This is a genomic window from Yoonia sp., from assembly GCF_046498525.1.
Taxonomy (GTDB): domain Bacteria; phylum Pseudomonadota; class Alphaproteobacteria; order Rhodobacterales; family Rhodobacteraceae; genus Yoonia.
In genome coordinates this window covers 1-26550 of the sequence record NZ_JAWOAN010000013.1, presented here as the reverse complement: position 1 = coordinate 26550, position 26550 = coordinate 1, and the positions used below count along the sequence as shown (strand labels likewise).

At 57.7% G+C, this 26550-nt stretch carries 25 protein-coding genes, 1 tRNA gene and 1 pseudogene; 14 read left to right on the top strand and 13 right to left on the bottom strand.

Annotated elements, in window-relative coordinates:
* Positions 1-11 precede the first annotated feature (11 nt).
* From R6T97_RS00830 to R6T97_RS00800, 7 genes are all read right to left on the bottom strand, one after another.
* The gene (locus R6T97_RS00830) at positions 12-1220 is read right to left on the bottom strand and encodes an NADP-dependent isocitrate dehydrogenase (protein WP_410347413.1); all 1209 of its coding nucleotides are present in this window, start codon (positions 1218-1220) and stop codon (positions 12-14) included.
* Positions 1221-1446: 226 nt separating this feature from the next.
* Positions 1447-2460, bottom strand: coding sequence for an ABC transporter ATP-binding protein (locus tag R6T97_RS00825; protein WP_410347412.1), 1014 nt, complete (start codon positions 2458-2460; stop codon positions 1447-1449).
* Positions 2453-3457, bottom strand: coding sequence for an ABC transporter ATP-binding protein (locus R6T97_RS00820; protein ID WP_410347411.1), 1005 nt, complete (start codon positions 3455-3457; stop codon positions 2453-2455). The genes R6T97_RS00825 and R6T97_RS00820 overlap by 8 nt, the downstream gene beginning before the upstream one ends.
* Positions 3458-3462: 5 nt before the next feature.
* Positions 3463-4377 (bottom strand): ABC transporter permease, encoded by a 915-nt coding sequence (locus R6T97_RS00815; RefSeq protein WP_410347410.1) that lies wholly within the window; start codon positions 4375-4377, stop codon positions 3463-3465.
* Positions 4378-4389: 12 nt separating this feature from the next.
* Positions 4390-5373 (bottom strand): ABC transporter permease, encoded by a 984-nt coding sequence (locus R6T97_RS00810; RefSeq protein ID WP_410347409.1) that lies wholly within the window; start codon positions 5371-5373, stop codon positions 4390-4392.
* A gap of 104 nt (positions 5374-5477) precedes the next feature.
* Positions 5478-7082, bottom strand: coding sequence for an ABC transporter substrate-binding protein (locus tag R6T97_RS00805; protein WP_410347408.1), 1605 nt, complete (start codon positions 7080-7082; stop codon positions 5478-5480).
* A 535-nt stretch (positions 7083-7617) separates the two neighbouring features.
* A tRNA-Ile gene (locus tag R6T97_RS00800) sits at positions 7618-7694 on the bottom strand.
* A gap of 126 nt (positions 7695-7820) precedes the next feature.
* Here R6T97_RS00800 and purM point away from each other — a divergent pair.
* From purM to R6T97_RS00780, 4 genes are all read left to right on the top strand, one after another.
* A complete protein-coding gene (gene purM, locus R6T97_RS00795) occupies positions 7821-8870 on the top strand; it encodes a phosphoribosylformylglycinamidine cyclo-ligase (RefSeq protein WP_410347407.1) in 1050 nt (349 codons plus the stop codon).
* Positions 8867-9463, top strand: a complete 597-nt coding sequence (purN, locus tag R6T97_RS00790; protein ID WP_410347406.1) for a phosphoribosylglycinamide formyltransferase — start codon at positions 8867-8869, stop codon at positions 9461-9463. Before purM ends, purN begins: the two co-directional genes overlap by 4 nt.
* A gap of 79 nt (positions 9464-9542) precedes the next feature.
* The gene (rnd, locus tag R6T97_RS00785; protein ID WP_410347405.1) at positions 9543-10700 is read left to right on the top strand and encodes a ribonuclease D; all 1158 of its coding nucleotides are present in this window, start codon (positions 9543-9545) and stop codon (positions 10698-10700) included.
* A 61-nt stretch (positions 10701-10761) separates the two neighbouring features.
* Positions 10762-11172 (top strand): SufE family protein, encoded by a 411-nt coding sequence (locus tag R6T97_RS00780; RefSeq protein ID WP_410347404.1) that lies wholly within the window; start codon positions 10762-10764, stop codon positions 11170-11172.
* On the opposite strand, the gene R6T97_RS00775 is transcribed toward R6T97_RS00780, so the two are convergent.
* Genes R6T97_RS00775 through R6T97_RS00765 form a run of 3 tightly spaced genes read right to left on the bottom strand, consistent with a single transcriptional unit; the run spans position 11169 to position 12753 of the window.
* Positions 11169-11792, bottom strand: coding sequence for a DUF1638 domain-containing protein (locus tag R6T97_RS00775; protein WP_410347403.1), 624 nt, complete (start codon positions 11790-11792; stop codon positions 11169-11171). The genes R6T97_RS00780 and R6T97_RS00775 overlap by 4 nt on opposite strands.
* Entirely contained in the window at positions 11792-11995 is a 204-nt protein-coding gene (locus tag R6T97_RS00770) for a hypothetical protein (RefSeq protein ID WP_410347402.1), read from the bottom strand. Before R6T97_RS00770 ends, R6T97_RS00775 begins: the two co-directional genes overlap by 1 nt.
* Before the next feature lie 50 nt (positions 11996-12045).
* Positions 12046-12753, bottom strand: a complete 708-nt coding sequence (locus tag R6T97_RS00765; RefSeq protein WP_410347401.1) for a corrinoid protein — start codon at positions 12751-12753, stop codon at positions 12046-12048.
* 127 nt (positions 12754-12880) lie between these two features.
* On the opposite strand from R6T97_RS00765, the gene R6T97_RS00760 reads away from it, so the two are divergent.
* Entirely contained in the window at positions 12881-13969 is a 1089-nt protein-coding gene (locus R6T97_RS00760) for a PA0069 family radical SAM protein (protein WP_410347400.1), read from the top strand.
* Positions 13970-14227: 258 nt separating this feature from the next.
* On the opposite strand, the gene bmt is transcribed toward R6T97_RS00760, so the two are convergent.
* Both bmt and R6T97_RS00750 read right to left on the bottom strand, forming a co-directional pair.
* The gene (gene bmt, locus R6T97_RS00755) at positions 14228-15244 is read right to left on the bottom strand and encodes a betaine--homocysteine S-methyltransferase (protein ID WP_410347399.1); all 1017 of its coding nucleotides are present in this window, start codon (positions 15242-15244) and stop codon (positions 14228-14230) included.
* A 159-nt stretch (positions 15245-15403) separates the two neighbouring features.
* On the bottom strand, positions 15404-15718 hold the full coding sequence (locus R6T97_RS00750) for a DUF1476 domain-containing protein (RefSeq protein WP_410347398.1): 315 nt from the start codon (positions 15716-15718) through the stop codon (positions 15404-15406).
* A 136-nt stretch (positions 15719-15854) separates the two neighbouring features.
* Here R6T97_RS00750 and purC point away from each other — a divergent pair, with 136 nt between their 5' ends.
* The 7 genes from purC (at position 15855) to denD (ending at position 24788) form a co-directional block, all read left to right on the top strand.
* A complete protein-coding gene (gene purC / locus R6T97_RS00745; RefSeq protein WP_410347397.1) occupies positions 15855-16619 on the top strand; it encodes a phosphoribosylaminoimidazolesuccinocarboxamide synthase in 765 nt (254 codons plus the stop codon).
* 34 nt (positions 16620-16653) lie between these two features.
* On the top strand, positions 16654-16884 hold the full coding sequence (gene purS, locus R6T97_RS00740; RefSeq protein ID WP_410347396.1) for a phosphoribosylformylglycinamidine synthase subunit PurS: 231 nt from the start codon (positions 16654-16656) through the stop codon (positions 16882-16884).
* Positions 16884-17552: a phosphoribosylformylglycinamidine synthase subunit PurQ gene (purQ, locus tag R6T97_RS00735; protein ID WP_410347395.1), complete on the top strand. Its 669-nt coding sequence runs from the start codon at positions 16884-16886 to the stop codon at positions 17550-17552. Before purS ends, purQ begins: the two co-directional genes overlap by 1 nt.
* A 44-nt stretch (positions 17553-17596) precedes the next feature.
* Positions 17597-19351 carry an ATP-binding protein gene (locus tag R6T97_RS00730; protein WP_410347394.1) on the top strand — a complete coding sequence of 585 codons (1755 nt, stop codon included), beginning with the start codon at positions 17597-17599 and terminating at the stop codon, positions 19349-19351.
* An 11-nt stretch (positions 19352-19362) separates the two neighbouring features.
* Positions 19363-20694: a sigma-54-dependent transcriptional regulator gene (locus R6T97_RS00725; protein WP_410347393.1), complete on the top strand. Its 1332-nt coding sequence runs from the start codon at positions 19363-19365 to the stop codon at positions 20692-20694.
* A gap of 417 nt (positions 20695-21111) precedes the next feature.
* Positions 21112-23820, top strand: a complete 2709-nt coding sequence (locus R6T97_RS00720; protein WP_410347392.1) for an Rne/Rng family ribonuclease — start codon at positions 21112-21114, stop codon at positions 23818-23820.
* A 2-nt stretch (positions 23821-23822) separates the two neighbouring features.
* Positions 23823-24788 carry a D-erythronate dehydrogenase gene (gene denD / locus R6T97_RS00715; RefSeq protein ID WP_410347391.1) on the top strand — a complete coding sequence of 322 codons (966 nt, stop codon included), beginning with the start codon at positions 23823-23825 and terminating at the stop codon, positions 24786-24788.
* Here the strand turns inward: denD and R6T97_RS00710 are convergent.
* A complete protein-coding gene (locus R6T97_RS00710; protein WP_410347438.1) occupies positions 24767-24994 on the bottom strand; it encodes a sulfurtransferase TusA family protein in 228 nt (75 codons plus the stop codon). The genes denD and R6T97_RS00710 overlap by 22 nt on opposite strands.
* A 105-nt stretch (positions 24995-25099) precedes the next feature.
* Here R6T97_RS00710 and R6T97_RS00705 point away from each other — a divergent pair, with 105 nt between their 5' ends.
* Together R6T97_RS00705 and R6T97_RS00700 are read left to right on the top strand one after the other, a co-directional pair.
* Complete coding sequence (locus R6T97_RS00705; RefSeq protein ID WP_410347390.1) at positions 25100-25855, top strand: cytochrome c biogenesis CcdA family protein; 756 nt, start codon at positions 25100-25102, stop codon at positions 25853-25855.
* A 30-nt stretch (positions 25856-25885) separates the two neighbouring features.
* Positions 25886-26550 (top strand): annotated as a pseudogene (locus R6T97_RS00700) (hypothetical protein); the annotation flags it as partial.

Below are 26550 nucleotides of genomic sequence, written 5' to 3'. Positions count from 1 at the left end.
GCCTGATTTGATCACAGAGCCTTGCTGAGGTTCTCGTCGATCTTTTCAAGGAACCCTTCGGTGGTCAGCCAGCCCTGATCGGGGCCAACCAGAAGGGCCAGATCCTTGGTCATGAAGCCGCTTTCGACGGTATCAACGACAACCTTTTCCAGCGTTTCGGCAAATTTCATCAGCTCTGCGTTATCGTCCAGCTTGGCGCGGTGCTTGAGCCCGCCTGTCCATGCAAAAATCGACGCGATCGAATTGGTCGAGGTCGCTTGCCCCGCCTGATGCTGGCGGTAGTGGCGGGTGACGGTGCCGTGTGCCGCTTCGGCTTCGACGATCTTGCCGTCGGGTGTCATCAGTTGGCTTGTCATCAGGCCGAGTGACCCGAACCCCTGCGCGACCGTATCGGACTGTACGTCGCCGTCGTAGTTTTTGCAGGCCCATACGAATTTGCCGGACCATTTCATCGCAGAAGCGACCATATCGTCGATCAGACGGTGCTGGTATTCGATCCCGGCTTCTTCGAATTTGTCTTTGAACTCGGCGTCAAACACCTCTTGGAACAGATCCTTGAAGCGCCCGTCATAGGCCTTCAGGATCGTGTTCTTGGTCGAAAGGTAGACCGGCCAGCCAAGGTTCAGGCCATAGTTGAACGATGCCCGGGCAAAATCGATGATCGAGGAATCAAGATTATACATGCCCATCGCCACGCCGGCGGACGGCGCGTCATAGACCTCTTTCTCGATCACTGTGCCATCTTCGCCCACGAATTTCATCGTCAGCTTGCCGGGGCCGGGCATCAGGAAATCAGTTGCCTTATACTGATCGCCAAAGGCATGGCGGCCAATCACAATCGGATCGGTCCAGCCGGGAACAAGGCGGGGCACGTTCTTGCAGATGATGGGCGCGCGGAACACGACACCGCCAAGGATGTTGCGGATCGTCCCGTTGGGGGATCGCCACATCTGTTTGAGGCCGAATTCCTCGACCCGATCCTCGTCAGGCGTAATCGTCGCGCATTTCACGCCAACGCCGATTTCTTTGATCTTTTCGGCAGCATCGATGGTGATCTGGTCATTGGTTTCGTCGCGGACTTCCATCGCGAGGTCGTAGTACAGCAGGTCTAAGTCCAGATAGGGCAGGATCAGCTTATCTTTGATGAAGTGCCATATGATGCGGGTCATTTCATCACCGTCGAGTTCGACGATGGGGTTTTCTACCTTGATCTTGGACATTCTGCGTCTCCGTGGCGAAGGGAATCTTGTTGTCCGATAGTTTAACATGCGCGCGGCGGAAAGTCCTGTATGCATATGTATACATATTTGGTCTTTGAAAAGCACCGCAGGACGTGACCCTGCAACCAAAGCGTTATGACCGGGCATGTTCTTTGCCAAGCCAATGAACACCCGTTCATCTGGTTATCAGCTTCTCATCTCAAAAACGCAATTTTTCGGCTTTGTCTCATGAACGCTGCCTCACTCTTGAGGCACCGGATTTTTTTTCCAGCGCAAAGCAAGCCGCATAACCGGTCTCTGTCTGAACCTGGCGGGGGGCTTCGACCTTGCAGCGATCCATCACCAGCGGACAGCGTGGGTGGAATGCACAACCCGGCGGCGGGTTGATGGGGTTGGGGATCTCTCCGTCAACAGGTTTCCGCCGGCGTCCCGACAGCGCCAGATCGGGCACCGCATCAAGTAGCATTTGGGTGTAGGGGTGTTGTGGATTTGAAAACAGACGCTTGCCGTCGGCCACTTCGACCAGCCGCCCCAGATAAAGCACGCCAATCCGGCTGGCCATGTGCCGCACCACGGACAGGTCGTGGCTGATGAATAGGTAGGTCAGGCCCATTTCGTCTTGCAAGTCTTTCATCAGGTTCAGGATTTGCGCCTGTACAGACACATCCAGCGCCGAGGTTGGTTCGTCGCAGACGATGAATTCCGGCTTGGATGATAGCGCCCTCGCTATGGCGATCCTTTGGCGTTGGCCACCCGAAAATTCATGCGGGAATTTCTCGGCATCCTTGGCGGATAGACCCACGGTATCAAGCAATTCAGCCACGCGGTTGGTCACGTCGGCCCCCTTGAGCAGGCCGAATGTGTGGATCGGTTCCGCGATGATATCACCGACACGCCACCGCGGGTTCAGGCTTGCAAAGGGGTCCTGAAAAATCATCTGGAACCGGCGGCGCAGGTCGCGCATGGCGGTCCCTGACGTGCCGGCCATGGTGTTCCCGTCGAATTCGATTGTCCCTTCGGACGCTGCAAGCAGGCCGACCACCAATTTTGCAATCGTTGATTTACCCGATCCGCTTTCGCCGACAAGTGCGAAGGTTTCGCCGCGCTTGATTTCAAAGCTCACGTCGGCGACGGCTGTCAGGAACTGTTTTTCATCCCGTTCCAGAATCCGGTTCAGGAATGGCTTCGAGATATCGAAATACCGCGTCAGGTGCTCGATTTTCAGTAGCGCATCAGCCATTCGCCTTCTCCTGTGCAGGGGTTTCGATGGCTTCATATAGCCAGCACGCAACCTTGCGCCCGTCGGCGTTGCGCAGGATCGGTTCGGGCCGTTCCTTAAAACAGCGGTCAAATGCCTTTTCGCATCGTGGATTGAAGGCGCAGCCTTGGGGGATCGCATTCAGGCGCGGCATCGCACCGGGGATCTGTACCAACCGCGCGTCGGTCTGCGTCAGCGTTGGGATCGAGCCCATCAGCCCTGCGGTATAGGGGTGTTCAGGTGCGGTAATCACCTGTCGCACAGGCCCGACCTCGGCGATCCGGCCGGCATAAAGTACCGCCACACGGTCGGCGGTTTCCGCGATCACGCCCATGTCGTGGGTGATCAGCATGACCGATGCGCCCCGTTCGGCGCAGATTTCCTTGATCAGGTCGATGATCTGGCTTTGTACCGATACATCCAGCGCGGTTGTGGGTTCGTCTGCAATGACCAATTCCGGTTCGGCGCAGAGTGCAAGCGCAATGACAACACGCTGCCGCATACCGCCTGAAAAATGGTGCGGATAGTCGTCGATACGCCTTGCCGCAGCAGGAATGCCCACGCGGTCCAAAAGCGCAACGGCTCTTTTGCGCGCCTCGCCTTCGGAAATATCGACGTGGGTGCGGATGGTTTCGATCAGTTGCTGGGCGACTGTATAAAGCGGATTCAGGCTGGTCAGCGGGTCCTGGAACACCATGCCGATCCGCTTGCCCCGGATCTTGCGCATGGGTTCGGCGCCAAGATTGTCGATCCGTTCCCCCTTGAGCAGGATTTCACCGCCAGCGATCCGACCCGGCGGTTCCAGCAAGCCGATAATCGCCGCACCGGTCAGGGATTTGCCCGCGCCGGATTCACCCACCACACCGAGAACCTCGCCGGGCATGATGTCGAAGGACACGTCGTCTATCGCGGTCAGCACGCCGCGACGGGTGGGGAATTCTACCCGCAGATTGCGGACGGAAAGCAATGCATCGCTCATGATCGTCACCTTAGCCGGGGGTTCAGTGCGTCGCGCAGCCAGTCACCCAACAGGTTAACCGACAAAGCCAGCAGCAGAAGTGCAATGGACGGGAACAGCAGAATCCACCACTCACCCGAGAACAGATATTGTTGGCCTATCCGGATCAGCGTCCCAAGGCTGGGCTGGGTCGGCGGCACACCGACACCCAGAAACGACAGCGTGGCTTCGGCGATGATGGACAGCGCCAGACCAATGGTCGCAATCACCAGCACCGGCCCCATGACGTTGGGCAGAATATGCCGCAACACGATCCGGGCAGGATGCACACCGATCACGCGGGCGGCCTGGACGTATTCCTTGGATTTTTCGACCATGGCGGCACCGCGCACGACACGGGCGTATTGCACCCAGTCGGACAGGCCGATGGACACGATCAGTACCCAGATGGCCACTTCCTCGCGCATCGACGGCGGGATGAAACCGCGCGCTACGCCAAAGATCAGCAGCGCAATCAGGATCGACGGAAACGACAATTGCACATCCGCAATCCGCATGATCAGACTGTCCACCCAGCCACCGCGCCAACCGGCCAGCAGGCCCAGCCCGATGCCCAGCACCAGTGCGAACACAACTGCAGAAAAGCCCACGAACAACGAAATCCGCGCACCGTAAAGAATAGTCGAGAAAATATCGCGGCCCTGATTGTCGGTTCCCATCAAGTAGGTATTGCCGGTGAACTGGTTCGGTTCGCCCGGTGGGGTGAAGCCGTCCATAAGGTTCAACGATGCGGAATTGAACGGATCATGAGGCGCGATCCAAGGTGCCAACACGGCACCCAATACGATGATCAACGCAATGAATGCGGCGACAATCGCGACCGGTGAATTCCGGAAAGACCAAGCGATATCACTGTCCCACATGCGGGCAAGGCGGTTCATGTCAGCAAATCCTCAATGACGTGTCGCCGCGCGATCGACGCGCAGCCGCGGATCAACCGCATAATAAAGCAGATCGACGATCAGATTGATGATCACGAAAACCAGCGCGATCATCATCAGATAGGCCGCCATCACAGGCACATCGACAAACCGGACCGAGTTGATGAACAAAGCGCCCACGCCGGGCCACTGGAAGACGGTTTCTGTAATGATCGCAAAGGCGATGATCGACCCAAGTTGCAGGCCGGTGATCGTGATCACGGGGACCATCGTATTCTTGAGTGCATGACCGAAGTTGACGGCGCGATTGCTTAACCCGCGGGCACGGGCGAATTTGATATAGTCGGTGCGCAGCACCTCGAGCATCTCGGCGCGCACAAGCCGCATGATCAACGTCATCTGGTAAAGCCCCAGCGTGATCGCGGGCAGGATCAGCGACGCACGCCCCGTTGGCGTCAGGAAACCGGTGGTCCAGCCGCCGATTTCAACAGTTTCGCCGCGTCCGAAACTGGGCAGCCATTGCAGTTCGACCGCGAAAACCCAGATCAGCAGGACACCGATCAGAAAAGTGGGCAGTGACACACCGATCAAAGACACCGTCATGATCGTATTCGACACCCAGCCATTGCGCCGCAGCGCGGTATAGACGCCAAAACCCACACCAAAGACAAACGCCAATATCCCCGATACCAGCGCTAGTTCCAGAGTGGCAGGCAGGCGCGACAGGATCAGTTCCATCACGGGCTGTTGCAGGCGATACGAAATCCCGAAATCACCCTGCACAGCGCGGCCGACAAATGTGGCAAACTGCGTCAGGAACGGGTCATTGAGGCCAAGTTGGTCGCGCAGCAGTTCGCGATCCGCGATCGAGGTTTCCTGCCCGACCATCGAATTGATCGGATCACCGACAAAACGAAACAGGGCAAAAGAAACCAAAGCCACGACAAGCATCACCAGAACTGATTGCAGGATACGGCGGATGACATAGGCCAGCATGATCAATGTGCCCTTTCGTTGCGGCGCGAATAGGTCAGGCCCGTTAAGAGAGGCCGAATTGCCCGCGTGGCGATGCACCACGCAGGCAAAAGGTTCAAGAACGATTAGTCACTGAAAGTAACGGTCGTCATTTTCGGCTGGTTTTCAGGATGCACATCAAGGTTGATGTCGTCACGCATCGCGTAGGCCAGCATCTGGTTGTGCACGTTAAGGAAAACGCGGTCTTCCATTACCTGGTCCCAGATTTCTGCGATGGTGGCATCGCGTGCCTCCAGATCGGTCATCGTCGCCAAAGCTTCGATTTTCGCGTCGACCTCGGGGTTGGAGTAACGCGAACCGTTGAAGCTGCCATAGCTGTCTTCACGGGTGTGCACGAGGAAGTTGAAGATATATGCACTGTCGAAGGTCGGAACGCCCCAACCCAGCAGATAGAAATCAGTTTCCCAGTTTTCGATCAGCGGAAAGTGCAGGCTGCGTGTTTGCGACACGAGGTTTGCATCGATATTTGCACGCGCAAGCATACCGACCATCGCCTGACAAATTGCTTCGTCGTTCAGATAACGGTCATTCGGGCAGTTCAGGTCAACCGAGAACCCGTCAGGATAACCCGCTTCAACAACAAGAGCGGCAGCGCGTTCCACATCGGGTGCACTGTAAGCGTGCATCTCTTCGGTCCAGCCGTTTACGAAAGGCGGCAAAGGGGCCGCTGATGGCTGTGACTGACCACGCATAACGACCTGCTGGATTGCATCGCGGTCCAGAACAAGGGCCATCGCTTCGCGGATTTCAGGCTTTTTGAACGGGTTGTCTGCCGCGTCGGATGAACGCAGTGTATCGGAGACCATGTCATAGGCGAAAAAGATGTTGCGGTTTTCCGGACCTGTCGTGATCTTGATGCCTTCGGTCTGTTCCAGACGTGCGATATCCTGCACCGGTACATCCTGTACCACGTCCACTTCCCCGGACAGCAACGCGGCAACGCGGGTCGCGGCCTCTGCGATCGGGGTATAGACGATTTCGGTCACGGCCGGGGCTTCGTCCCAGTGGCCTTCAAATGCGGCCATCACGGTACGCACTTCGGGGTCACGCGACACCACGGTATAGGGACCGGTGCCGTTGGTGTTACGTACTGCAAAGTTTTCTTCACCCGCGGCAAAGTTCTGCGGCTCGACGACGTCGTTTGCCTCGGACCAGCCCTTGTCCATGATGAACGTGTTGGTCAGGTTCTGCACATAGAGCGGTGACGGGCCAGTCATTTTGACATGAACGGTATATTCATCGACCATCGACACGCTCTCAACGGCGCCATGCAGCGCCTTGAAACCAGAGCTTTCGGCACGCACGCGGTCAAGAGAGAACACAACGTCTTCGGCGTTGAATTCGGACCCGTCGTGGAATGTCACGCCCTCGCGAAGCGTAAAGATCCAAACGGTCGGGTCTTCTTCGCTGATGCGCCAGTCGGTCGCCAGACTTGGTGTCAGCGATCCGTCGGTCGCACGGCCGACAAGCGTTTCATAGACATGGTGCAGCAAGGTCGAGGTCGGACCTTCGTTTTGTGAATGTGGGTCAAGCGTCAGCGCATCGGCGACGCGCGCCCAACGCAGTGTTTCGGCGCTGGCTGACACCGAGGTCATGACGAGTGCGACGGCAGAAACGGAAAGCATTTGTCGCGCGCGCGTGAAACTGTGACCCTTTGTGAATATCGGCATATTGTTCTCCTGTTGGATGAGTTCTTGACTTGATTTCATCTGTTTGCACACACGTTGCGGTTGACACCCTCAAGCGCTGCGCATGAAGATATATGTGCGCAATTTCGCGGCTACAGACAACAGCCTGAGCCAATAAAAGTCCCCCGACCGGGGAAGGCGCAAGTTGATGCATGTATTTTGCGCAATCTCCGGCGATATGCCAACAGCAAATTTAGCGCCTTTGTTGTCGCGCGAATTGGCGGGAAATCGTTTTTACCCTTCGCCAGACGAAGTGAGCCCTTTTTGAGTGTAGTGGCGCGTATCGGGATTTCCGCACCCTGACGATCAAGCCGTCGGAGACTTCGTGCGGGCGAGCTGAGCATCAGAATCGATGTGGATAGGGAATCGTGGCAACGTGTCAATAATTGGCAAAGCCTCTTGTCAGCATGAACCTGAAGACCCGTTGAGGTCAGTCTGATTTGGGCACAAAGCAAAGAAACAGGTTCAATGAACCTTTTTCCGATTTGGGGGGTTTCAGCTAAGTCACTGAAAAATATGGTAGGCCCGGCAGGACTTGAACCCGCAACCAAAGCGTTATGAGCGCTCTGCTCTAACCAGTTGAGCTACAGGCCCCCTTGCAATGTTTGCACTACCAGACCGGTGCGGTGCGTCAAGACAGGAATGAAATCCGGCACCAATTCCTGTTCCATTTGACCAGATGATGCGGTAACGAACGCCAAACGCCACAGGAGCTGCCCTATGACCAATAAAACCGGCCTGACCTATGCTGATGCAGGGGTCGATATCGATGCGGGCAATACGCTGGTCGAACGGATCAAACCAGCAGCCAAGCGCACTGCGCGTCCGGGTGTGATGGCGGGCTTGGGCGGCTTTGGTGCGCTTTTCGATCTAAAAGGGGCAGGGTATACGGACCCCGTGCTGGTGGCTGCCACTGACGGTGTCGGAACCAAGCTGCGGATCGCGATTGATACGGGCTGCGTCGATACTATCGGGATCGATCTGGTGGCGATGTGCGTGAACGATCTGGTGTGTCAGGGTGCTGAGCCTTTGTTTTTCCTTGATTACTTCGCGACTGGCAAGCTGGATCTGGACCAAGCGACGCGGATCATCGAAGGTATCGCCGCTGGGTGCGAGGCCTCTGGCTGCGCGTTGATCGGTGGCGAAACGGCGGAAATGCCGGGGATGTATCACGCAGGTGACTTTGATCTTGCAGGTTTCGCCGTTGGCGCGATGGAGCGTGGCGCGGCATTGCCCGCAGGCGTGCAAGAGGGCGATCTTCTGCTGGGACTGGCATCGGACGGGGTGCATTCCAACGGCTATTCGCTGGTGCGCCGCATCGTCGATCTGTCGGGACTTGGCTGGGACGACGCCGCGCCTTTTGCCGACGGTCCTTTGGGGGCGGCCCTGCTTGCTCCGACACGGCTTTACGTCCGGCAGGCGCTGTCTGCTGTGCGGGCGGGCGGCGTACATGCGCTGGCCCATATCACGGGGGGTGGTCTGACGGAAAACCTGCCGCGTGTACTGCCTGATGGTTTGGGCGCGCAGATTGATCTGGGGGCGTGGGACTTGCCGCCTGTGTTCCGCTGGCTGGCCGAAACCGGCGGCATGGCAGAGGCCGAATTGCTCAAGACATTCAACGCAGGGATCGGCATGGTATTGGCGGTGGATGCAGATCAGGCCGATGCTTTGACCGCAGTTTTGACCGACGCAGGCGAAACCGTGCATCAACTGGGCACCGTCACCGCAGGCGATGGCGATGGCGTCAGCTACAGCGGCGCGCTTTTGTGACCAAACGGGTTGCGATTCTGATTTCTGGGGGCGGGTCGAACATGGTTGCCCTTGCGCAATCCATGTGCGGCGATCATCCGGCGCGGCCTGTCCTGGTGCTGTCGAACGACCCGCTTGCGGCCGGTCTGGCCAAGGCGCGTGCACTGAATATTCCGACCTGCGCGATTGATCACAAACCCTACGGCAAGGATCGTGCTGGCTTTGAGGCGGCATTGCAGCAGACGCTGGAAACGGCGCAGCCGGATATCATCTGTCTGGCGGGTTTCATGCGTATCCTGACACCAGAGTTCACGGCGAAATGGGAAGGGCGGATGCTGAATATCCATCCTTCCTTGCTGCCGAAATACAAAGGGCTTCACACCCACACCCGCGCGCTCGAGGCCGGCGATACCGCACATGGATGCACCGTCCATGAAGTAACCGCCGCCTTGGACGATGGTCCGATCCTCGGGCAGGCACGGATGAAAGTGCGGGCAGATGACACGCCCGACACGCTTGCCGCGCGGCTTTTGCCGCTGGAACACGCGCTTTATCCGGCTGTCTTGCGCCGCTTTGCCGCTGGCGACCGGACTCCGGTTATGCTGGACCGTTGAGCCTGCGCTTTTCATCGGCTGCGCAATCGCCTATCAGTGCGGCACTGTTTGAAAAGACTTTTTGCACTGACGGAAAGATATGAAGAAAATCACAACGACCGAAGACTTGGCCGCATTCTGCCGAGAAGCCGCAAAACGCGCTTATGTGACCGTCGACACGGAGTTCCTGCGGGAACGGACATATTATTCAAAACTCTGTCTGGTACAGCTGGCCTATCAGGATGAAAGCGGCGCAGATGCCGCGCTTGTCGATCCGCTTGTCGAAGGGCTGTCGATGGAACCGCTTTACGATCTGTTCCGCGACCACGGCGTTGTGAAGGTGTTTCATGCCGCCCGTCAGGACCTCGAAATTTTCTATGTCGATGCAGGCGTCATCCCCGAGCCGTTGTTCGATACGCAAGTCGCCGCAATGGTCTGCGGATTTGGCGAACAGGTGGGCTATGAAACGCTGGTGCGCAAGATCACTAAATCCGATCTGGATAAATCATCCCGCTTCACTGATTGGTCGCGCCGTCCTTTGACTGACGCGCAGGCAACATATGCTTTGGCGGATGTCACGCATCTGCGCGACATCTATGAATATCTGTCTGCGCGGCTGGCCAAGTCTGGCCGCAGCAAATGGGTGGCCGAAGAAATGGATGTGCTGGAGGACCCGGCCACTTATCAGGCCGACCCCGATAATGCGTGGAAACGCGTGAAGACACGTACCCAGTCGGGCAAGTTTCTGGCCATCGTGCGCGAATTGGCGCGGTTCCGTGAGACATATGCGCAAGAGCGCGATGTGCCGCGCAATCGGGTGTACAAGGACGATGCGCTGGTTGAACTGGCCTCGACCAAGCCGCAATCAGAGAATGACCTGAACCGGTCGCGCCTGTTGCTGCGCGAGGCGCGCAAAGGTGACATTGCGGCAGGTATTCTGGATGCGGTCAAGGTTGGCATGGCGGTAAAGCCGGAAGACATGCCAAGCGTCGATAACGCGCGCGCCAAAATGCAGGTGAACCCGGCATTGGCGGACATGCTGCGCGTGCTGCTCAAGGCAAGGACTGATGATGCCGAGGTCGCACCAAAGCTGATCGCCAGTTCCGCTGATCTGGATGCGCTGGCGGCTGGCGAGCGTGATGTTGCCGCGTTGAAGGGCTGGCGCCGCGAGGTTTTCGGCAATGATGCGCTTCAGCTTTGCGAAGGACGCGTCGGTCTGGCGGTGAAGGGCCAAAAGGTTGTCACAGTCGCGCTTTGATCTGGACGTTGCGGGGTAGGGACCCTACATCCAGTCAAGGCAGAAAAATAAAGGGCAGCAAATGGCTAATCCTGAGTTTGAAGAACTGGTAGACACCTTTGAATTCCTTGACGATTGGGAAGACCGCTATCGTCATGTGATCGACATGGGAAAGGCGATGGACCCGCTTGAAGATGCGCTGCGGGTGCCTGCGACCAAGGTGGATGGCTGTGCCAGTCAGGTCTGGCTGGTCCCAAAGATCGAAGATGATGTGTTCACCTTTCGCGGCGAAAGCGACGCGATGATCGTGCGTGGGCTGATCGCTGTGTTGGTTGCGCTCTATAATAAGCAGCCTGTCACTGAGATCAGCAAGATCGACGCCGCCGCCGAACTGGGGCGTCTTGGGCTGAATGACCACCTGTCGGCACAACGCTCGAACGGATTGCGGGCCATGGTCGAGCGTATCCGCGAGACGGCGGCAGCGGCGGTCTAGAGGCCTCTGAGCGCCGGTGTCAGGTCACCATACCCGGTAAACCTGCGCTCGAACGCCAAGCCAAGCCTGTCTGCACAGTTTTTCGCTTTTTCAGTCAGCGCGGCATCATCGGTTTGCGCCTGATAGACCAGCTTTTCATAGTTCCCGAAGTACATATCGCGCAGGTCAGGGTGACGGTTCAGACCCAGCGGTTCCCAGACAAAGGCATCGAATTGCCGGACCAGAAAATCGGTAAGGTAAAAGGCCGTCATCTCGTCGCGCGCAGCAAATGTGTCATTGCCTTCAAAGAAGGAATAACAATGCGGCCCGGCGATCATTTCGATCCCCATGTCATCACAGGCCGCTTGCAGTTGGCCACCCGTGCCGCAATCTGCATAGACCACGAAAATCTGCTCATAGGCGTCCCGGTACTTGGCCACGGCCTCGCGGATCGCTGGAACAATCCGTTCGGGATGGTTGTGCAGGATGGCGGGCAGGCATTGCAGATCAAGGTGCGTCAGGCCATTGAACGCTCTTATCGCTAGAATTTCACGGGCCAGCGCACCGCAGGCGATCAACAGAACACGGCCCTCACCTCTTGGAGCAATACCTTCGGTGGTGAGAGTCGCGTCGGTTGTCATTATTTTCCTGCCGTTTTGTCGCGCTGTCTGTCGCTGTACCACCGCCACGCGAATGACGCACAAAGGGCGATCACGGACAGGATGGCAAGGCCCGCCATCGGCGCGGGTTTCACGGACCCGAACAGGGCCAGTACAACAGCGATCGTCGCCGCCGCAAGAGCGATCACAATCGCGATAATAAAGACCAATCGGTTAATCGGCATGTCGTCCTCCTGAACCTTTCAGATAAGGATGCCATGCCAATTTTGTAAGATCAGACGGCAGCCGCACCCTGATTGTGCTTGCGGGCCATGAATGTCTTGGCCGTTTCAACCGCAACTGCGGCATCGCGGCAGTAGGCATCCGCGCCGATGGCTTTGCCGAACTCTTCGTTCAAGGGGGCACCGCCGACAAGCACCACATAGTCGTCGCGCAGGCCTTTCTCGATCATCGTATCGATGACGACCTTCATGTATGGCATCGTCGTGGTCAGAAGGGCGGACATGCCAAGAATATCGGGCTGCTCTGTTTCCAGCGCCTCCAGATAAGCCTCTACCGCGTTGTTGATGCCCAGATCGACCACTTCAAAGCCCGCACCTTCCATCATCATCGAGACAAGGTTCTTGCCGATGTCATGGATATCGCCCTTGACCGTTCCGATCACCATCTTGCCAACGCGCGGTGCGCCTGTTTGGACCAGTAGCGGCTTGAGAATGAACATCCCGCCCTTCATGGCATTGGCGGCCAGCAGAACCTCTGGCACGAATAGGATACCATCGCGGAAATCGTGGCCCACGATGGTCATACCACCAACCAGAGCCTCGGTCAGGATGCGGTAAGGCGGCCAGCCGCGTTCCAGAAGGATGTTCACGCCTTCTTCGATCTCTTCCTTCATGCCATCATAAAGGTCATCGAACATCTGTGCGACGAGGTCTTCGTCGTTCAATTCGGACAGGATGATGTCATTTTCTTCGTCGGACATAGCCAAGCCTTTGCATTAGTTTGTAAAACAGTAGTGCGCCTTATTGCATAAATCTACCTGCTGGTTTCCGACATTCGCACGAACGTGACCGACGCGTCATTGTTTGTGTTCGTGAAATGTTCTAATAATGATTATGGATGATTTGCCACCCCAGAAATCACACCGGACGCTCGGGCGTGCTGCAGGGTCGAACCCTGATGTCCGGTTTGACACCCTGCATGCAGAGGCGGTCGATGACGGATGGGCACCGGATGAAGACGTGCCTGTGCTGCGCACCGAGGTCACCGATGAGATCGCGCGCTCTGTGATCTCGCGTAATACCTCGCCTGACCTGTCGTTTGACCGTTCCATCAACCCTTACAGGGGGTGCGAGCACGGGTGCATCTACTGTTTTGCCCGACCAAGCCACGCGTTCTTGGGGCTGTCCCCGGGTCTTGATTTTGAAACAAAGCTGATCGCGCGTCCGAATGCTGCCGCACAATTGCGCAAAGAGCTGTCGGATGTGCGTTACGTGCCCAAGATGATCGCAATCGGCACCAACACAGACCCCTACCAGCCCATTGAAAAGAAGCGTGAAATCATGCGCGAGGTGATGCAGGTGCTGCGCGATTTCAACCACCCTGTGGGCATTGTGACCAAGGGTACCTTGATTGAACGGGATTTGGATATTCTGGCCCCGATGGCCGCAGACGGGCTTTTGCGGGTCGGCATCTCGATCACGACGCTTGATGTGAAAACCTCGCGCACAATGGAACCGCGTGTCCCGTTGCCCGCGGCCCGCCTGCGGACCATTGACCGTCTGACACAGGCGGGCATTCCGGTGCGTGTCATGGTGTCGCCGGTCATTCCGGCTCTGACCGACCACGAACTGGAAGCGATTTTGAAGGCGGCAAGGAGTGCCGGCGCGGTCGCCGCCTCATCCATCATGCTCAGGCTGCCGCGCGAAGTGGCGGGATTGTTTCGGGAATGGCTGGCCGAAAACTACCCCGACAGGGCCGCGCGCGTGATGGGGCGGGTGCGCGATCTGCACGGCGGCAAGGACTACGACCCAGATTTTGGCACACGCATGGTGGGGCAGGGTGAATGGGCAGCCATGATGAAACAGCGGTTCAAACTGGCGACGCGAAAACTGGGTCTGGACAGGTCGCTGCCGCCCTTGCGCACGGATTTGTTTGCCCGTCCACCACAACCGGGCGATCAGCTTTCTTTGTTCTGACGTGCGTGTGCGCTTTGCCTGTCGGAGCCTCCGGCGGAGGTATTTTGTGAACATGAGAAGTCATAGCCAGGAATGACCCCGCACCGATCATGCGACCGGGCGGGGCTTCTCACGTTACGGTCATCGGCTCCTCAGCCTGTACCGTGGCACGATTGTGGCTGATCTTGGTTAAGAAGAACTGAACACAATTTCTTATGTTCAAAAATACCTCGGGGGGCCGCCAAAGGTGGCGGGGGCAGCGCCCCCTCTACCGTAGCCTCAGGAACGCCGCCGCCGCCCCCTGCGCGGTGATGCTTCGGGCCCGGCACCATCGGTGCCGTCAGAGACAGAAGAGAAATCGCCGAGTGCTGCCGTGATCTTATCCAGCGTTGGCAATGTGCCTTTCGGGCGGGTTTCCAGTGCTTCACGCATTGCGCGCAGATGCTCTGGTGTCGTGCCGCAACAGCCCCCGATGATCGTGGCACCGCAATCGCGGGCAAGCACGGCGTAATCGGCCATCAGGGCCGGCGTTCCATCATAGTGGATATGGCCGTCGTGGTATTTCGGAATACCGGCGTTGCCTTTGGCAATCAGTGGCAGCGTTGGACCAGCCGCCGCAAAGCCAAGAACCGTGCGTAACAAGTCAGATGCGCCCACACCGCAGTTTGCCCCGAAGGCCAGTGGCTGGTGTGCGAGCTTGCCGACTTTCTTGACCATATCCGCAGACGTCAGCCCCATCATCGTGCGACCGGCGGTATCGAAACTCATGGTGCCGCACCATGGCATGTCGGCCAGCGCGAACGCCTCGGCGGCAGCGGCGAATTCCTCGGGGGCACTGATGGTTTCGACCCAAAGCACATCGGCACCGCCAGCCTTGAGGCCTTCGGCCTGTTCATGGAATATCTCGACCGCGATCTCGTGGGTGAGGCTGCCCATGGGTGCCATGATCTCGCCGGTCGGACCGACGGAGCCTGCGACTACGATCGTCCGCCCCGCGGTATCTGCAACCTCGCGCCCCAATTCCGCTGCGGCCTTGTTCAGTTCCATCACGCGCCCCTCGGCGCCATGCAGCTTGAGCCGCGAGGCATTTGCGCCAAAACTGTTGGTCAGAAAGATATCGCTGCCCGCGTCAGCGGCACCCTTGTAGAGCGCCGTGATCTTTGCGGTTTCATCCACGTTCCACATTTCAGGCGCATCACCCGACATCAGCCCCATGTTGAAAAGGTTGGTTCCGGTCGCCCCGTCCGCCATCAACCAGTCGCGTGTCTGCAGCAGGGTCGAGAGAGCATTGGTCATGGGAAGTTCCTGTCTATCATCGGATTAAGTCTGCGCTCTCATGCCGTGCGCGGATGTGCAAATGCAAAACTTGCATGTTGATTATGCACAAAACCATAAGACCTTGCCTTACCGGGGCGCGGCTTTCGGCATGATCGCTTCGTCTACGCGACGCAACGTTCAGATTTCGTTCATGATCTGCGCTTTGGCCTCGGCCATCAGCTCGGCCATCTTGGTGCGGATCGTGGTTTCGTCGGCCCTGTTGCCAAGATCGCCCGATACCTTGCGATAAACGTCTTCATGGCCAGCTTCTTCGAAGTCCGATTTGACGACTTCCTTGGCGTAATCGTCTGCGTCGGTGCCAGTTTTACCCAAAAGCTCTGCTGCCCAAAGTCCCAGCAATTTGTTGCGACGTGCATCCGCCCTGAACTGCATTTCGGCGTCGTGGGCGAATTTGTTTTCAAACGCGTTTTCGCGATCGTCAAAGGTGCTCATGGGTCTGGCCTCTTGATTGGAACAACTGTTGTGTATGATATGCCTTGCCGGGTGCTTGCCCGCAAGGGGTGCTTGCACTATGACGCGCTCATAACGCGGCCTATTGCGGGCCGGACGACTGGGGCAAGGGGTCAGCATGGCACGCCGTAAAAAGATTTATGAAGGCAAGGCAAAGATACTTTATGAAGGCCCCGAGCCGGGTACGTTCGTGCAGTATTTCAAGGATGATGCCACCGCGTTCAATGCCGAGAAAAAAGAGGTCATCGAGGGCAAGGGCGTGTTGAACAACCGCCTGTCAGAATTCTTCATGACCGGTCTTGGCCAGCTTGGAATTCCCACGCATTTCATCAAGCGCCTGAACATGCGCGAGCAACTGATCCGTCAGGCCGAGATTATCCCGCTTGAAGTGATCGTGCGCAACTTTGCAGCCGGGACGATGGCCAAGCGCATGGGCATGGAAGAGGGCACGGCATTGCCGCGCCCGATTGTCGAGTTTTCTTACAAGAATGATAGCCTGGGCGATCCTTTGGTGCCCGAGGAATATATCATCGCCTTCGGTTGGGCCACGCAGCAGGAAATGGACGATATCGTAAGCCTTGCACTGCGCGTGAACGACTGGATGTCGGGTGTGATGTATGGCGTCGGCATCAAGCTGGTCGACTTCAAGATCGAGTTCGGTCGCGTCTGGGATAACGATTTCCAGCGCCTCATCCTTGCTGATGAGATCAGCCCCGACAGTTGTCGCTTATGGGATATCGAAACGGGCCGGAAGCTTGACAAGGACGTTTTTCGACGCGATCTGGGGAATTTGACGGATGCCTACACCGAAGTGGCCAAACGTCTTGGCGTAATGCCGTCGAATGTGACCCATACACCGAGCAAGCCCACGTTGATCAATTGAATATGACGAACATAGCGAGACCGAGAACATGACCATGAAAGCGCGTGTACATGTGATGTTGAAAAGCGGTGTTCTGGACCCGCAAGGCGAGGCAGTGCGCCATGCGCTTGGAAGCCTTGGATTTGAGGGGGTCGAGGGGGTGCGTCAGGGCAAGGTCATTGAACTTGATCTCGCTGATGGCACATCCGAGGCCACGATCAACGAGATGTGCGAGAAACTTCTCGCGAATACAGTGATCGAAAGCTATCGGGTCGAGGTTCTCTGATGCGTGCCGCTGTCATTGTATTCCCCGGATCGAACTGCGATCGTGACATGGCCGTTGCTCTAAGGGCTGCGGGTGCGGACGTCAGCATGGTTTGGCACAAGGATGCCAGCTTACCCGAGCAGGTTGACCTGGTCGCCATTCCGGGTGGCTTTTCCTTTGGCGATTACCTGCGTTGTGGCGCGATTGCCGCCAAATCCCCGATTTGCAAGGCTGTAGTGGCCCATGCCGAGCGCGGTGGCTACGTGCTTGGGGTGTGCAACGGCTTTCAGGTTCTGACCGAGACCGGACTTTTGCCCGGGGCACTGATGCGCAATGCGAACCTCAAGTTCATCTGCAAAACCGTTGATTTAAAAGTGGAAACATCTGTATCAGCCTTTACGGAAGGGTACAGTGCAAATGATATTGTAGGCTATCCGATTGCGCATCATGATGGAAACTACACCGTTGACGATGAAACGCTGGCAGCTTTGAAGTCCGAGGACCGGATTGCTTTCACCTATGTCGAAAATCCCAACGGTTCGGTCGCCGATATCGCCGGTGTTCTGTCTGAAAACCGCCGGGTCCTTGGCATGATGCCGCATCCTGAGCGTGCTGTTGATGCGGGCCATGGCGGGACAGACGGGCAGGCGCTGTTTCGTGGGCTTGTCGGACAACTGGCGCAGGCCTGATCTGGTCGCTTGCTGCAGTGCGGGTGTCGCCATAGACTGCCCGCATGATGAAACTGCGTAAATTTTCCGGTGGCAAGAGTAGGGGCAGATGGTATCTGCGCCTTTCGGTTCTTGTTATCAGCCTGCTTGCGGTCATTGTCATTTATGTATCCAACCAACTGCTGACCCAGCGCTTTACAGAAACGATCAGCAAACGCTCTGAGGTCCGGTTGGCGCTTTATGTCACCAATCTGATGAACGAGTTGCAGCGCAATTCCGTCGTGCCGCAACTGCTGGCACGCGATCCCGCCCTGATCAGCGCATTGGAAGACAGTAATTATTCGGAATCGACCGCACGGCTTTTGTCTTTTGTCGACGAAATCGGCGCCGCCTCTCTGACCTTGCTGGACCGTGACGGGCGCGCTGTGGCCGCCACCGATCGCACCGAAATCGGTGTTGATCATCGCAACACCCCATATTTCGTTGATGCCCTGCGTAACAACCAAACCGTGTATACCACCTTTCACAATAGTGAAGGGGCCTACGCATACATCTATTCCCGCCGGATCGAGGTTGGTGGCGCACTTCTTGGTGTCATCATGGTCGAGGTGGACGGCCAACGGCTTGAAACCGGTTGGGCAGGCGTGTCTGACGCAGTTCTGGTGATGGACAGCGAAGGCACGATCATTATGGCGACCGAACCGCGCTGGCGCGGTTTGGACGAACAAGAGGCGCTGGCCCGTCAATCAGCACCTTCCGCAATCGAGCGCGCAATACGGGCGACCCAAGGCTGGGCAGCGTTACCGGCGGATGCCTACCTGCGCGGCGAGGCTGTCTTGCGCCGCGAAATGCGCGTGCCCCATCAAGGGTGGCGGATGGTCAGCTATACGACCTATGCCTCCGTGCGCGAGCGGGTGAACGGTATTCTGGCGCTCGAGGTGATGGGATTCGCGATCCTGCTGGCCTTCCTGTTCTGGTCTGCCTCGCGGCGCACCGCGTCGCGGCTGGTCTTCTTCCAGCGCGAGTCAGCAGAGCTTCGCGCATTGAACCGCCGTTTGCAGCGGGAAATCGCCGAACGCGAGAAGGTCGAAAAAACCCTTGAGGTGGCCGAACAGACCATCGCGCAATCGTCGAAACTTGCGGCACTTGGTGAAATGTCGGCCGCCGTGAGCCACGAGTTGAACCAACCGCTGGCAGCGATGAAAACCTACCTTGCCGGCGCGCGCCTGTTATTGCAACGTGACCGCCCCGAAGAGGCGCTGTCGTCCTTCCAGCGCATAGATGACCTGCTGGAACGGATGGGCGCGATTACCCGCCAGTTGAAGTCCTATGCGCGCAAGGGGTCAGAGGCGTTTGAGCCTGTAGATACAAGGGCTGCGGTGTCGACCGCGCTTGCATTGATGGAACCGCAACTTAAAACCCGCGCGGTGAATATCATCCGCACATTGCCGAATGAGCCGGTGATGATCATGGGCGACAGGCTGCGGTTGGAGCAGGTGATCGTCAACCTTTTGCGCAATGCACTGGACGCCACGAAAACGGCGGCCAATCCGACGATTGAAATCCTTTTGGTGGCGGGCGACATCGTCAGCATCCAGATCCGCGACAACGGTGAAGGGATCGAAAATCTCGATGAGTTGTTCGAGCCGTTCTACACGACCAAACAACCCGGTGATGGTGTGGGACTTGGGCTTGCTATCTCTTCTGGCATCGTAAACGATTTAGGTGGGCGCCTGACCGCGCGGAACGCGGTTGATGGCGGGGCTATATTCGAGGTGCAACTGCCGACGATGAGGCAGGATGTCGCCGCGGCAGAGTAAGGAAAAAAGTCATGAGTAAAGCCATGAAGATCGCGATCGTCGACGACGAGAAAGATATGCGTCAGTCGATTTCACAGTGGTTGGCGCTGTCCGGTTTCGATACCGAAACCTTTGCTTCTGCCGAGGATGCGCTCAAGGGATTGGGTAACGACTATCCCGGCATTGTCGTCAGTGACATCAAGATGCCGGGTATGGACGGGATGCAGTTTCTCAAAAAACTCAAGGGTGTCGATAGTTCTCTGCCGGTGATTATGATCACCGGGCATGGTGATGTGCCGATGGCGGTCGAGGCCATGCGGGTGGGTGCGTTTGATTTTCTGGAAAAGCCGTTCAACCCCGATCGGATGACCGAACTGGCCAAAAAGGCGACGACGGCACGCCGCTTGACCCTTGATAACCGTGCGCTGCGCAAGGAATTGTCGGACGGCACTGCGTTGATCAAGAAACTGATCGGCCAATCGCCGCCGATGGAGCGCCTGAAAGAGGATATCCTCGATCTGGGACAGGCGGACGGGCATGTGCTAGTCGAAGGCGAGACAGGAACAGGCAAGACACTGGTTGCCCATGCGCTGCATGCCGTCGGTGCGCGGGCGCGCAAGAAATTCGTTCTGCTCAGCTGTTCGGCCTATGACGAGGAAACACTCTGTCGCACCATCTTTGGTCCTGCCCATGATGATGAACCGATCCCCGCGATGGAAGAGGCGCGGGGGGGGACTCTGGTGCTGGAAGACATCGAAGCATTGAGCCATACCCTGCAGGCGCGGTTGCTGACGGCGATAAACAACCAAGGCACACCTGCCGAAACACGCATCGTGGCCATCTGCAATCTGCAAGAACAGGACCAGACCTGCGAAAGCGTGCTGCGGCCCGACCTGTTCTATCGCCTTGCCGCGCTGCGGATCACCGTGCCGCCGCTGCGCCAGCGTGGCGAAGATATCCTAACGCTGTTTACCCGTCTGGGCGAACAGTTTGCCGAAGAATATGGTTGCGATGCACCCGAGGTCAGTGCGCAAGAGGCCGCCCAATTACTGCAGGCGCCATGGCCCGGAAACGTGCGGCAACTGATCAACGTGTCCGAACGTGCCGTGCTGCAGAACCGCCGCGGCACAGGCTCCATCGCGTCGCTGTTGATGGCCGACACGGAAGAACTGAAGCCTGCGATGACCACCGAGGGCAAGCCGCTCAAGGAATTCGTCGAAGCCTTCGAGCGGATGCTGATCGACAACACCATGCGGCGTCATAAAGGGTCTATCGTGTCGGTGATGGAAGAACTCTGCCTGCCACGCCGCACGCTGAACGAGAAGATGGCGAAATACGGGTTGCAACGGTCCGATTATCTATGACGTCAATCGCGCCAGGTCGCACCCGAATGACGGAGTTTGCACGCAACCACTTGTGCAAGGTGCCTTTCGTCCCTTATGTATTAAATACGGATGCTCGCGCGGCAGTTGCGCGGTGACATTCGATAGAGATTCTCTGTTTTTGTTTTTGATCATAAATCAAGACAAGACAGCTGATTTGATCCCCAGGGGTCAGAAGAACGCCACGGATCGCGCGACACCGCCGACCGGGCCATGAACGGGCCCCAGCACGCTGGGGTCGGAGAAGAAACGCGATGCAAAGCGCGCATAACATGAGGCACGATGCAGCCGCCCCGAGGGGCGCTGGAACAGCCCGCGCGCAGATCGCCTTAATCAGACATGTAACACGGTCAACAGCGCCCCCAGGGGCACCACCGGGGTTATGTGCGAACGGACAATATGCCAAAGAAAATGCTAATCGATGCCACACACGCGGAAGAAACCCGCGTTGTTGTGGTCGACGGAAACAAAGTCGAGGAATTTGATTTTGAGAGCCAGTTCAAGCGCCAGCTTGCTGGTAACATCTACCTAGCCAAGGTCACACGGGTTGAGCCATCGCTACAGGCCGCATTTGTGGACTATGGCGGCAACCGTCACGGGTTCCTGGCCTTTTCGGAAATCCATCCTGACTATTACCAGATCCCTGTCGCAGACCGCGAAGCGCTGCTGGCCGAGGAAAAAGCCTATGCCGAAAGCCTGAAGGCCGAAGCCGAGGCCGAGGAAGAAAAGCCTAAACCCACCCGCCGCCGCCGTAGCCGCACGAAAGCTGCCGACGTCGAAACTGGCGATGCAATTGCCACGGCAGAATTGGAAACGCCCGAGGAACAAACCTCTGACGATATTGCGGGTATGGAAACCATTGATCTTGGCGAGAGCGAAGAGGGCAGTTCGCCCATGGAGCTGGTTGGCGAAACGCCGGTCGAAACGCCTGCCGCTGGCGAAGACGATGACGACGATGACGATGACGATGATCAGCCTATGGCCGACCCAACGTCGAAGGATGAAACCATCGAAAGCGTCGCCGAAGAAGACGACACCGATGAGGTCCGTCCGGTGCGCAAGCCGCGCACCAAGCGATACAAGATTCAAGAAGTCATCAAGGTACGTCAGATCCTGTTGATTCAGGTCGTGAAAGAAGAGCGCGGCAACAAGGGCGCTGCCCTGACCACATACCTGTCGCTGGCCGGTCGCTATTGCGTTCTGATGCCGAACACCGCCCGTGGCGGTGGTATCAGCCGCAAGATCACGAACGCTGCCGACCGCAAGAAGCTGAAGGAAATTGCGAATTCCATGACCGTGCCTGAAGGTGCGGGTCTGATCATTCGCACCGCTGGATCGCAGCGCACGAAGGCCGAGATTAAGCGCGATTATGAATACCTGCAACGGATGTGGGAACAGATCCGCGAGTTAACTTTGAAATCGACGGCACCGGCCAAGATTTACGAAGAAGGTGATCTGATCAAGCGCTCTATCCGTGATCTGTATTCCAAAGAGATCGACGAAGTGATCGTGGCAGGCGAGGCGGGCTACCGCACCGCCAAGGACTTCATGAAGATGATCATGCCGTCCCACGCCAAGAACGTGAAATATTACAGCGAACAATTGCCGCTTTTTGCCCGCTATCAGGTCGAAGGCTATCTGAACGGGATGTTCAATCCGACCGTCCAACTTCCGTCGGGTGGTTACATCGTGATCGGCATCACCGAGGCGCTGGTCGCGATCGACGTGAACTCCGGTCGTGCGACCAAAGAAGGATCGATCGAGCAGACGGCCACCAAGACCAACCTTGAAGCCGCAGATGAAGTTGCCCGACAGTTGCGTCTGCGTGACCTTGCCGGCCTGATCGTCATCGATTTCATCGACATGGATGAACGCCGTAACAACGCCGCCGTCGAAAAGCGTTTCAAAGACAAGCTCAAGACGGACCGCGCACGTATTCAGGTAGGCCGGATTTCCGGCTTTGGCCTGATGGAAATGTCACGCCAGCGTTTGCGTCCCGGTATGCTGGAGGCGACAACGCAGATGTGTCCGCATTGCCATGGTACGGGGCTCTTGCGCTCTGATGATAACGTGGCCCTGTCGATCCTGCGCAGTCTGGAAGAAGAAGGCGTGCGTGGCCGCTCTAAAGAGGTGCTGGTCAAGGCGCCGATTTCGATTGCCAACTTCCTGATGAACGGCAAGCGCGAACATATTGCGGATATCGAAGCGCGCTATGGCATGTCGGTCCGGATCGAATGTGATCCGACGCTGGTGTCGCCGGATTACGCGATCGAAAAGTTCAAGACAGCGACGCGCGTGGTTCCCGAAGCAGCGCCATTTGTCAGTTCTGCTGTCATGATGGACGATGAAGAAGATGAAGACGCAGGCATCATCGTTGATGCCGAGGTAACCGAGGAAGCCACTTCGGAAACCAATGCGGAAGTCAGTTCTGACAACGGTGACACCGAGGATCGCCCCAAGCGCAAGCGCCGTCGTCGTCGGCGTCGTCGGGGTGGCAACAACAACGGTGAGGGGCAGAACCAGCCATCCGAGAACGGTGATGCAACGGCTGATGCTGCGCCAGAAGAGGCACAGATATCTGCCGCCGACGCGACCGAGGACGCGCCCGCGCCCGAGGAAAAACCCAAGCGCACCCGCAACCGCCGCAAAAAACCCGAGCCGGTTGCAGAAGAAACTGTCGAAGCGGCACCCGTCGCGGACAAGCCTGCTGAAGAGGTGACCGAAGAGAAACCCGCGCCAAGGCAGCGGACCCGCCGCAAGAAGGTGGAGCCGGTTGAAGGCGCACCTGCTGCTGAGGCCGAAGCACCTGCTGCTGAGGATGCGGAAAAACCGAAGCCGAAGCGCCGTAGTCGTGCCAAGCCCAAAACCGAAGCGGCCCCAGCCGAGGCAGCAGCAGAGGTTGTGACACAAGCGCCTGCCGCCCCCGAAGTCGCGCCGGAACCTGTTCCACAGCCGGAGCCACGGTCAGAACCGGCCCCCGCGCCGGAACCTGTTCCACAACCGGAGCCACAGCCAGAACCGGCCCCCGCGCCGGAACCCGCTGCCGAGGAGGCTGAGCCCGCAGAGGACAAGCCCAAGCGCAAGGGCTGGTGGTCGCTCGGTCGATAGTCATGACCTCGGTTGTCATTACCGGGGGCTGCGGCTTTTTAGGCGCAGCCCTCGCTGAACGGATCGTCAAGGATGGCGTGACCTTGCCCGACGGGCAGCATCTTGGCGCCCCCCGGATTCATCTTTGGGACCAACCCGGCGCAGTCGTACCTGATGTTCCGGACACGCATTTCACAGCACTTGATATTGCCGATCCGCATGCCGTGCGCCGCGCGATGCCTGATGATGTGGCTTTGATCTACCATCTCGCTGCCGTTGTCAGCGGACAGGCCGAAGACGACTACGAACTTGCAATGCGCGTCAACGTAGGCGGCACGAATGCGGTGCTCGAAGCCGCGAAATCCGTGCGCCAAGGCGTGCCCGTTATCGGCACCTCGTCACTGGCGGTCTATGGCGGGAACCTGCAAGAGCCGTTGACGGAAGACACCCAGATCCAGCCGCAGAACACATATGGCGTGACCAAGGCGATTGCAGAGCTGGTGATGGCCGATTATCGCAGACGCGGCTGGGTGGATGCCCGGACCTTGCGCTTGCCGACGATCATGGTGCGCCCCGGAAAGCCCAATGCCGCCGCGTCCTCTTTCGCGTCGTCGATCATCCGCGAGCCACTCGGCGGGGTTCCGACCATCTGTCCGGTCGATCCCGAAATGTCGCTTTGGGTGGCATCGCCTGATACCGCTGTCAGCGCACTGTGGCATGCGCCGTCGGTGGCCCGAGCCGATTGGCCTGCTTTTGGCGCTGTGAATATCCCCGGATTATGTGTTCCGGTGCTAAGCATGATCGGCGCATTGCGTGCCCGCGCAGGTGATGGCACGGTTGATCTGATCGAAATGAAACCGGATCAGCGGATCATGGATATCGTGGGCACATGGCCGACGTTGTTTGACACCAGTCTTGCCCAATCGCTTGGCTTTGCGGGTGATGCGGGTTTTGATGCGATCCTCGATCAGGCTTTCTTGATGAAATAAAGCTGGCCTTCGGGTGTGTCTTTCGTCGCGACCAATTCATGCCCGGCTTCATTGCAGAAATGCGGCACATCGACCACCGCCGCAGGATCATCTGCCAGGACCCGCAGGGTCTGGCCTGATGCAAGGCCCTGCAAGCGCTTGCGCGCCTTCAGAACGGGCAGGGGGCAAAGCAGCCCTTTGGCATCAAGATCAGCGTCATACGTCATGAGGTTGAAGTATGTCTGATATTTCATTTTGTCCACCAAGTTGTGACAACTTGGACCGTGACCTATCGCCCGCACTCGCATAGGTAGGGTGCAAAGGAAGACCACATGCTCGACACTGCCCTGATCTTTGATGCTGCCTTGATACCGGCGATGTTAGTCGCGACGCTTGCAGGTATCCTGTCGTTTCTGAGCCCCTGCGTGCTGCCGGTCGTGCCGCCGTACCTTGCCTACATGGGCGGTGTGTCCGTCAGCGAGATGGAAGAAACGACACAGGCGCGTAAGCGGGTGTTCATGTCTGCAGTCTTTTTTGTGCTGGGGCTTTCGACGATATTCGTGCTTCTTGGCCTCGCGTTTTCGACGATGGGGCGGATGCTGTTGCAGGTGCAGGATTGGTTCGTGATCTTTGCGGGCGCACTGATCATGATCCTTGGCGCGCATTTCGTGGGTGTGTTCCGCCTTGGATTTCTTGACCGCGAACTGCGCGTTGATGCGGGCGACAAGGGTGGATCGGCCTTCGGCGCTTATCTGCTTGGTCTTGCATTTGCCTTTGGCTGGACGCCCTGCCTTGGTCCGATCCTTGGTGCGATCCTCAGCCTTGCGGCGTCCGAGGGGGATGTCTCGCGCGGGACTGTCCTGCTTGCGGTCTACGCGCTTGGCCTTGGCATCCCGTTCCTGCTGGTTGCCGCTTTCTTCCCGCGTCTCAAGGGGGTGATGGGGTGGATGAAGCGGCATATGGAAAGGATTGAACGCACGTCTGGCCTGCTGCTCTGGACTGTTGGTCTCATGATGATGACCGGCCAGTTCGCCGCATTCAGCTATTGGCTGCTTGAGCGGTTTCCAGCGCTTGCATTAATCGGCTAACCTGCACGCAGGCATCAGCAAGGGACGGCGATGAAGGCACCATCAAGGCAGGTCGGCAAGAGGCGTGTATTTCATATTCCCGGTTATGACCCGATGCCACCGCGCCGTTACCGCGAGCTTTACCGGACCGAAGGTGCTGCACAGGCGAAGATCGGCGGATACCAGATCGGGGTGACGGCAGATACCTCTGAAGATACCTTTTGCTGGACGGTTGGCGCCCGGATCGACGGACAGCCGGTGATAGCCCAGATCAATGTGCTGGTTTGGGCCGATATCGTGCGTGACAGCATGGCGCAATCAATCCCGTCCACATACTGGCAACTGGTCCGGACCTCATGGATCTATATCAGCACCGGCACACTGCGCCGCCTGATGTGGATGCGCAAAGGGCCGGTGATTGCTGCACTTTATCCGGTGGTGATGTTGTTGGCGCAACTGGCCTTCGCCCTTCTCGCAGGGGTGGTGAGCGGCAGCTTGGTGCAAGATTCTCTAATGCGCGCTTTGGTGGTGGTTGGACTGACTGACGGTACTGTCTTCGATATCTTGGTCTGGACGGCATGGGGGATTGGTTGGGTCGTGACACTTGGAATTGTCGTCTGGTTGCTGCGTTGGTTCAAGGCGCGCGACAACAAGCTGTTTGCCTACTATCTGATGCATGATTACGCCTATTCTGCGCAATTGCGGGGTGAGACACC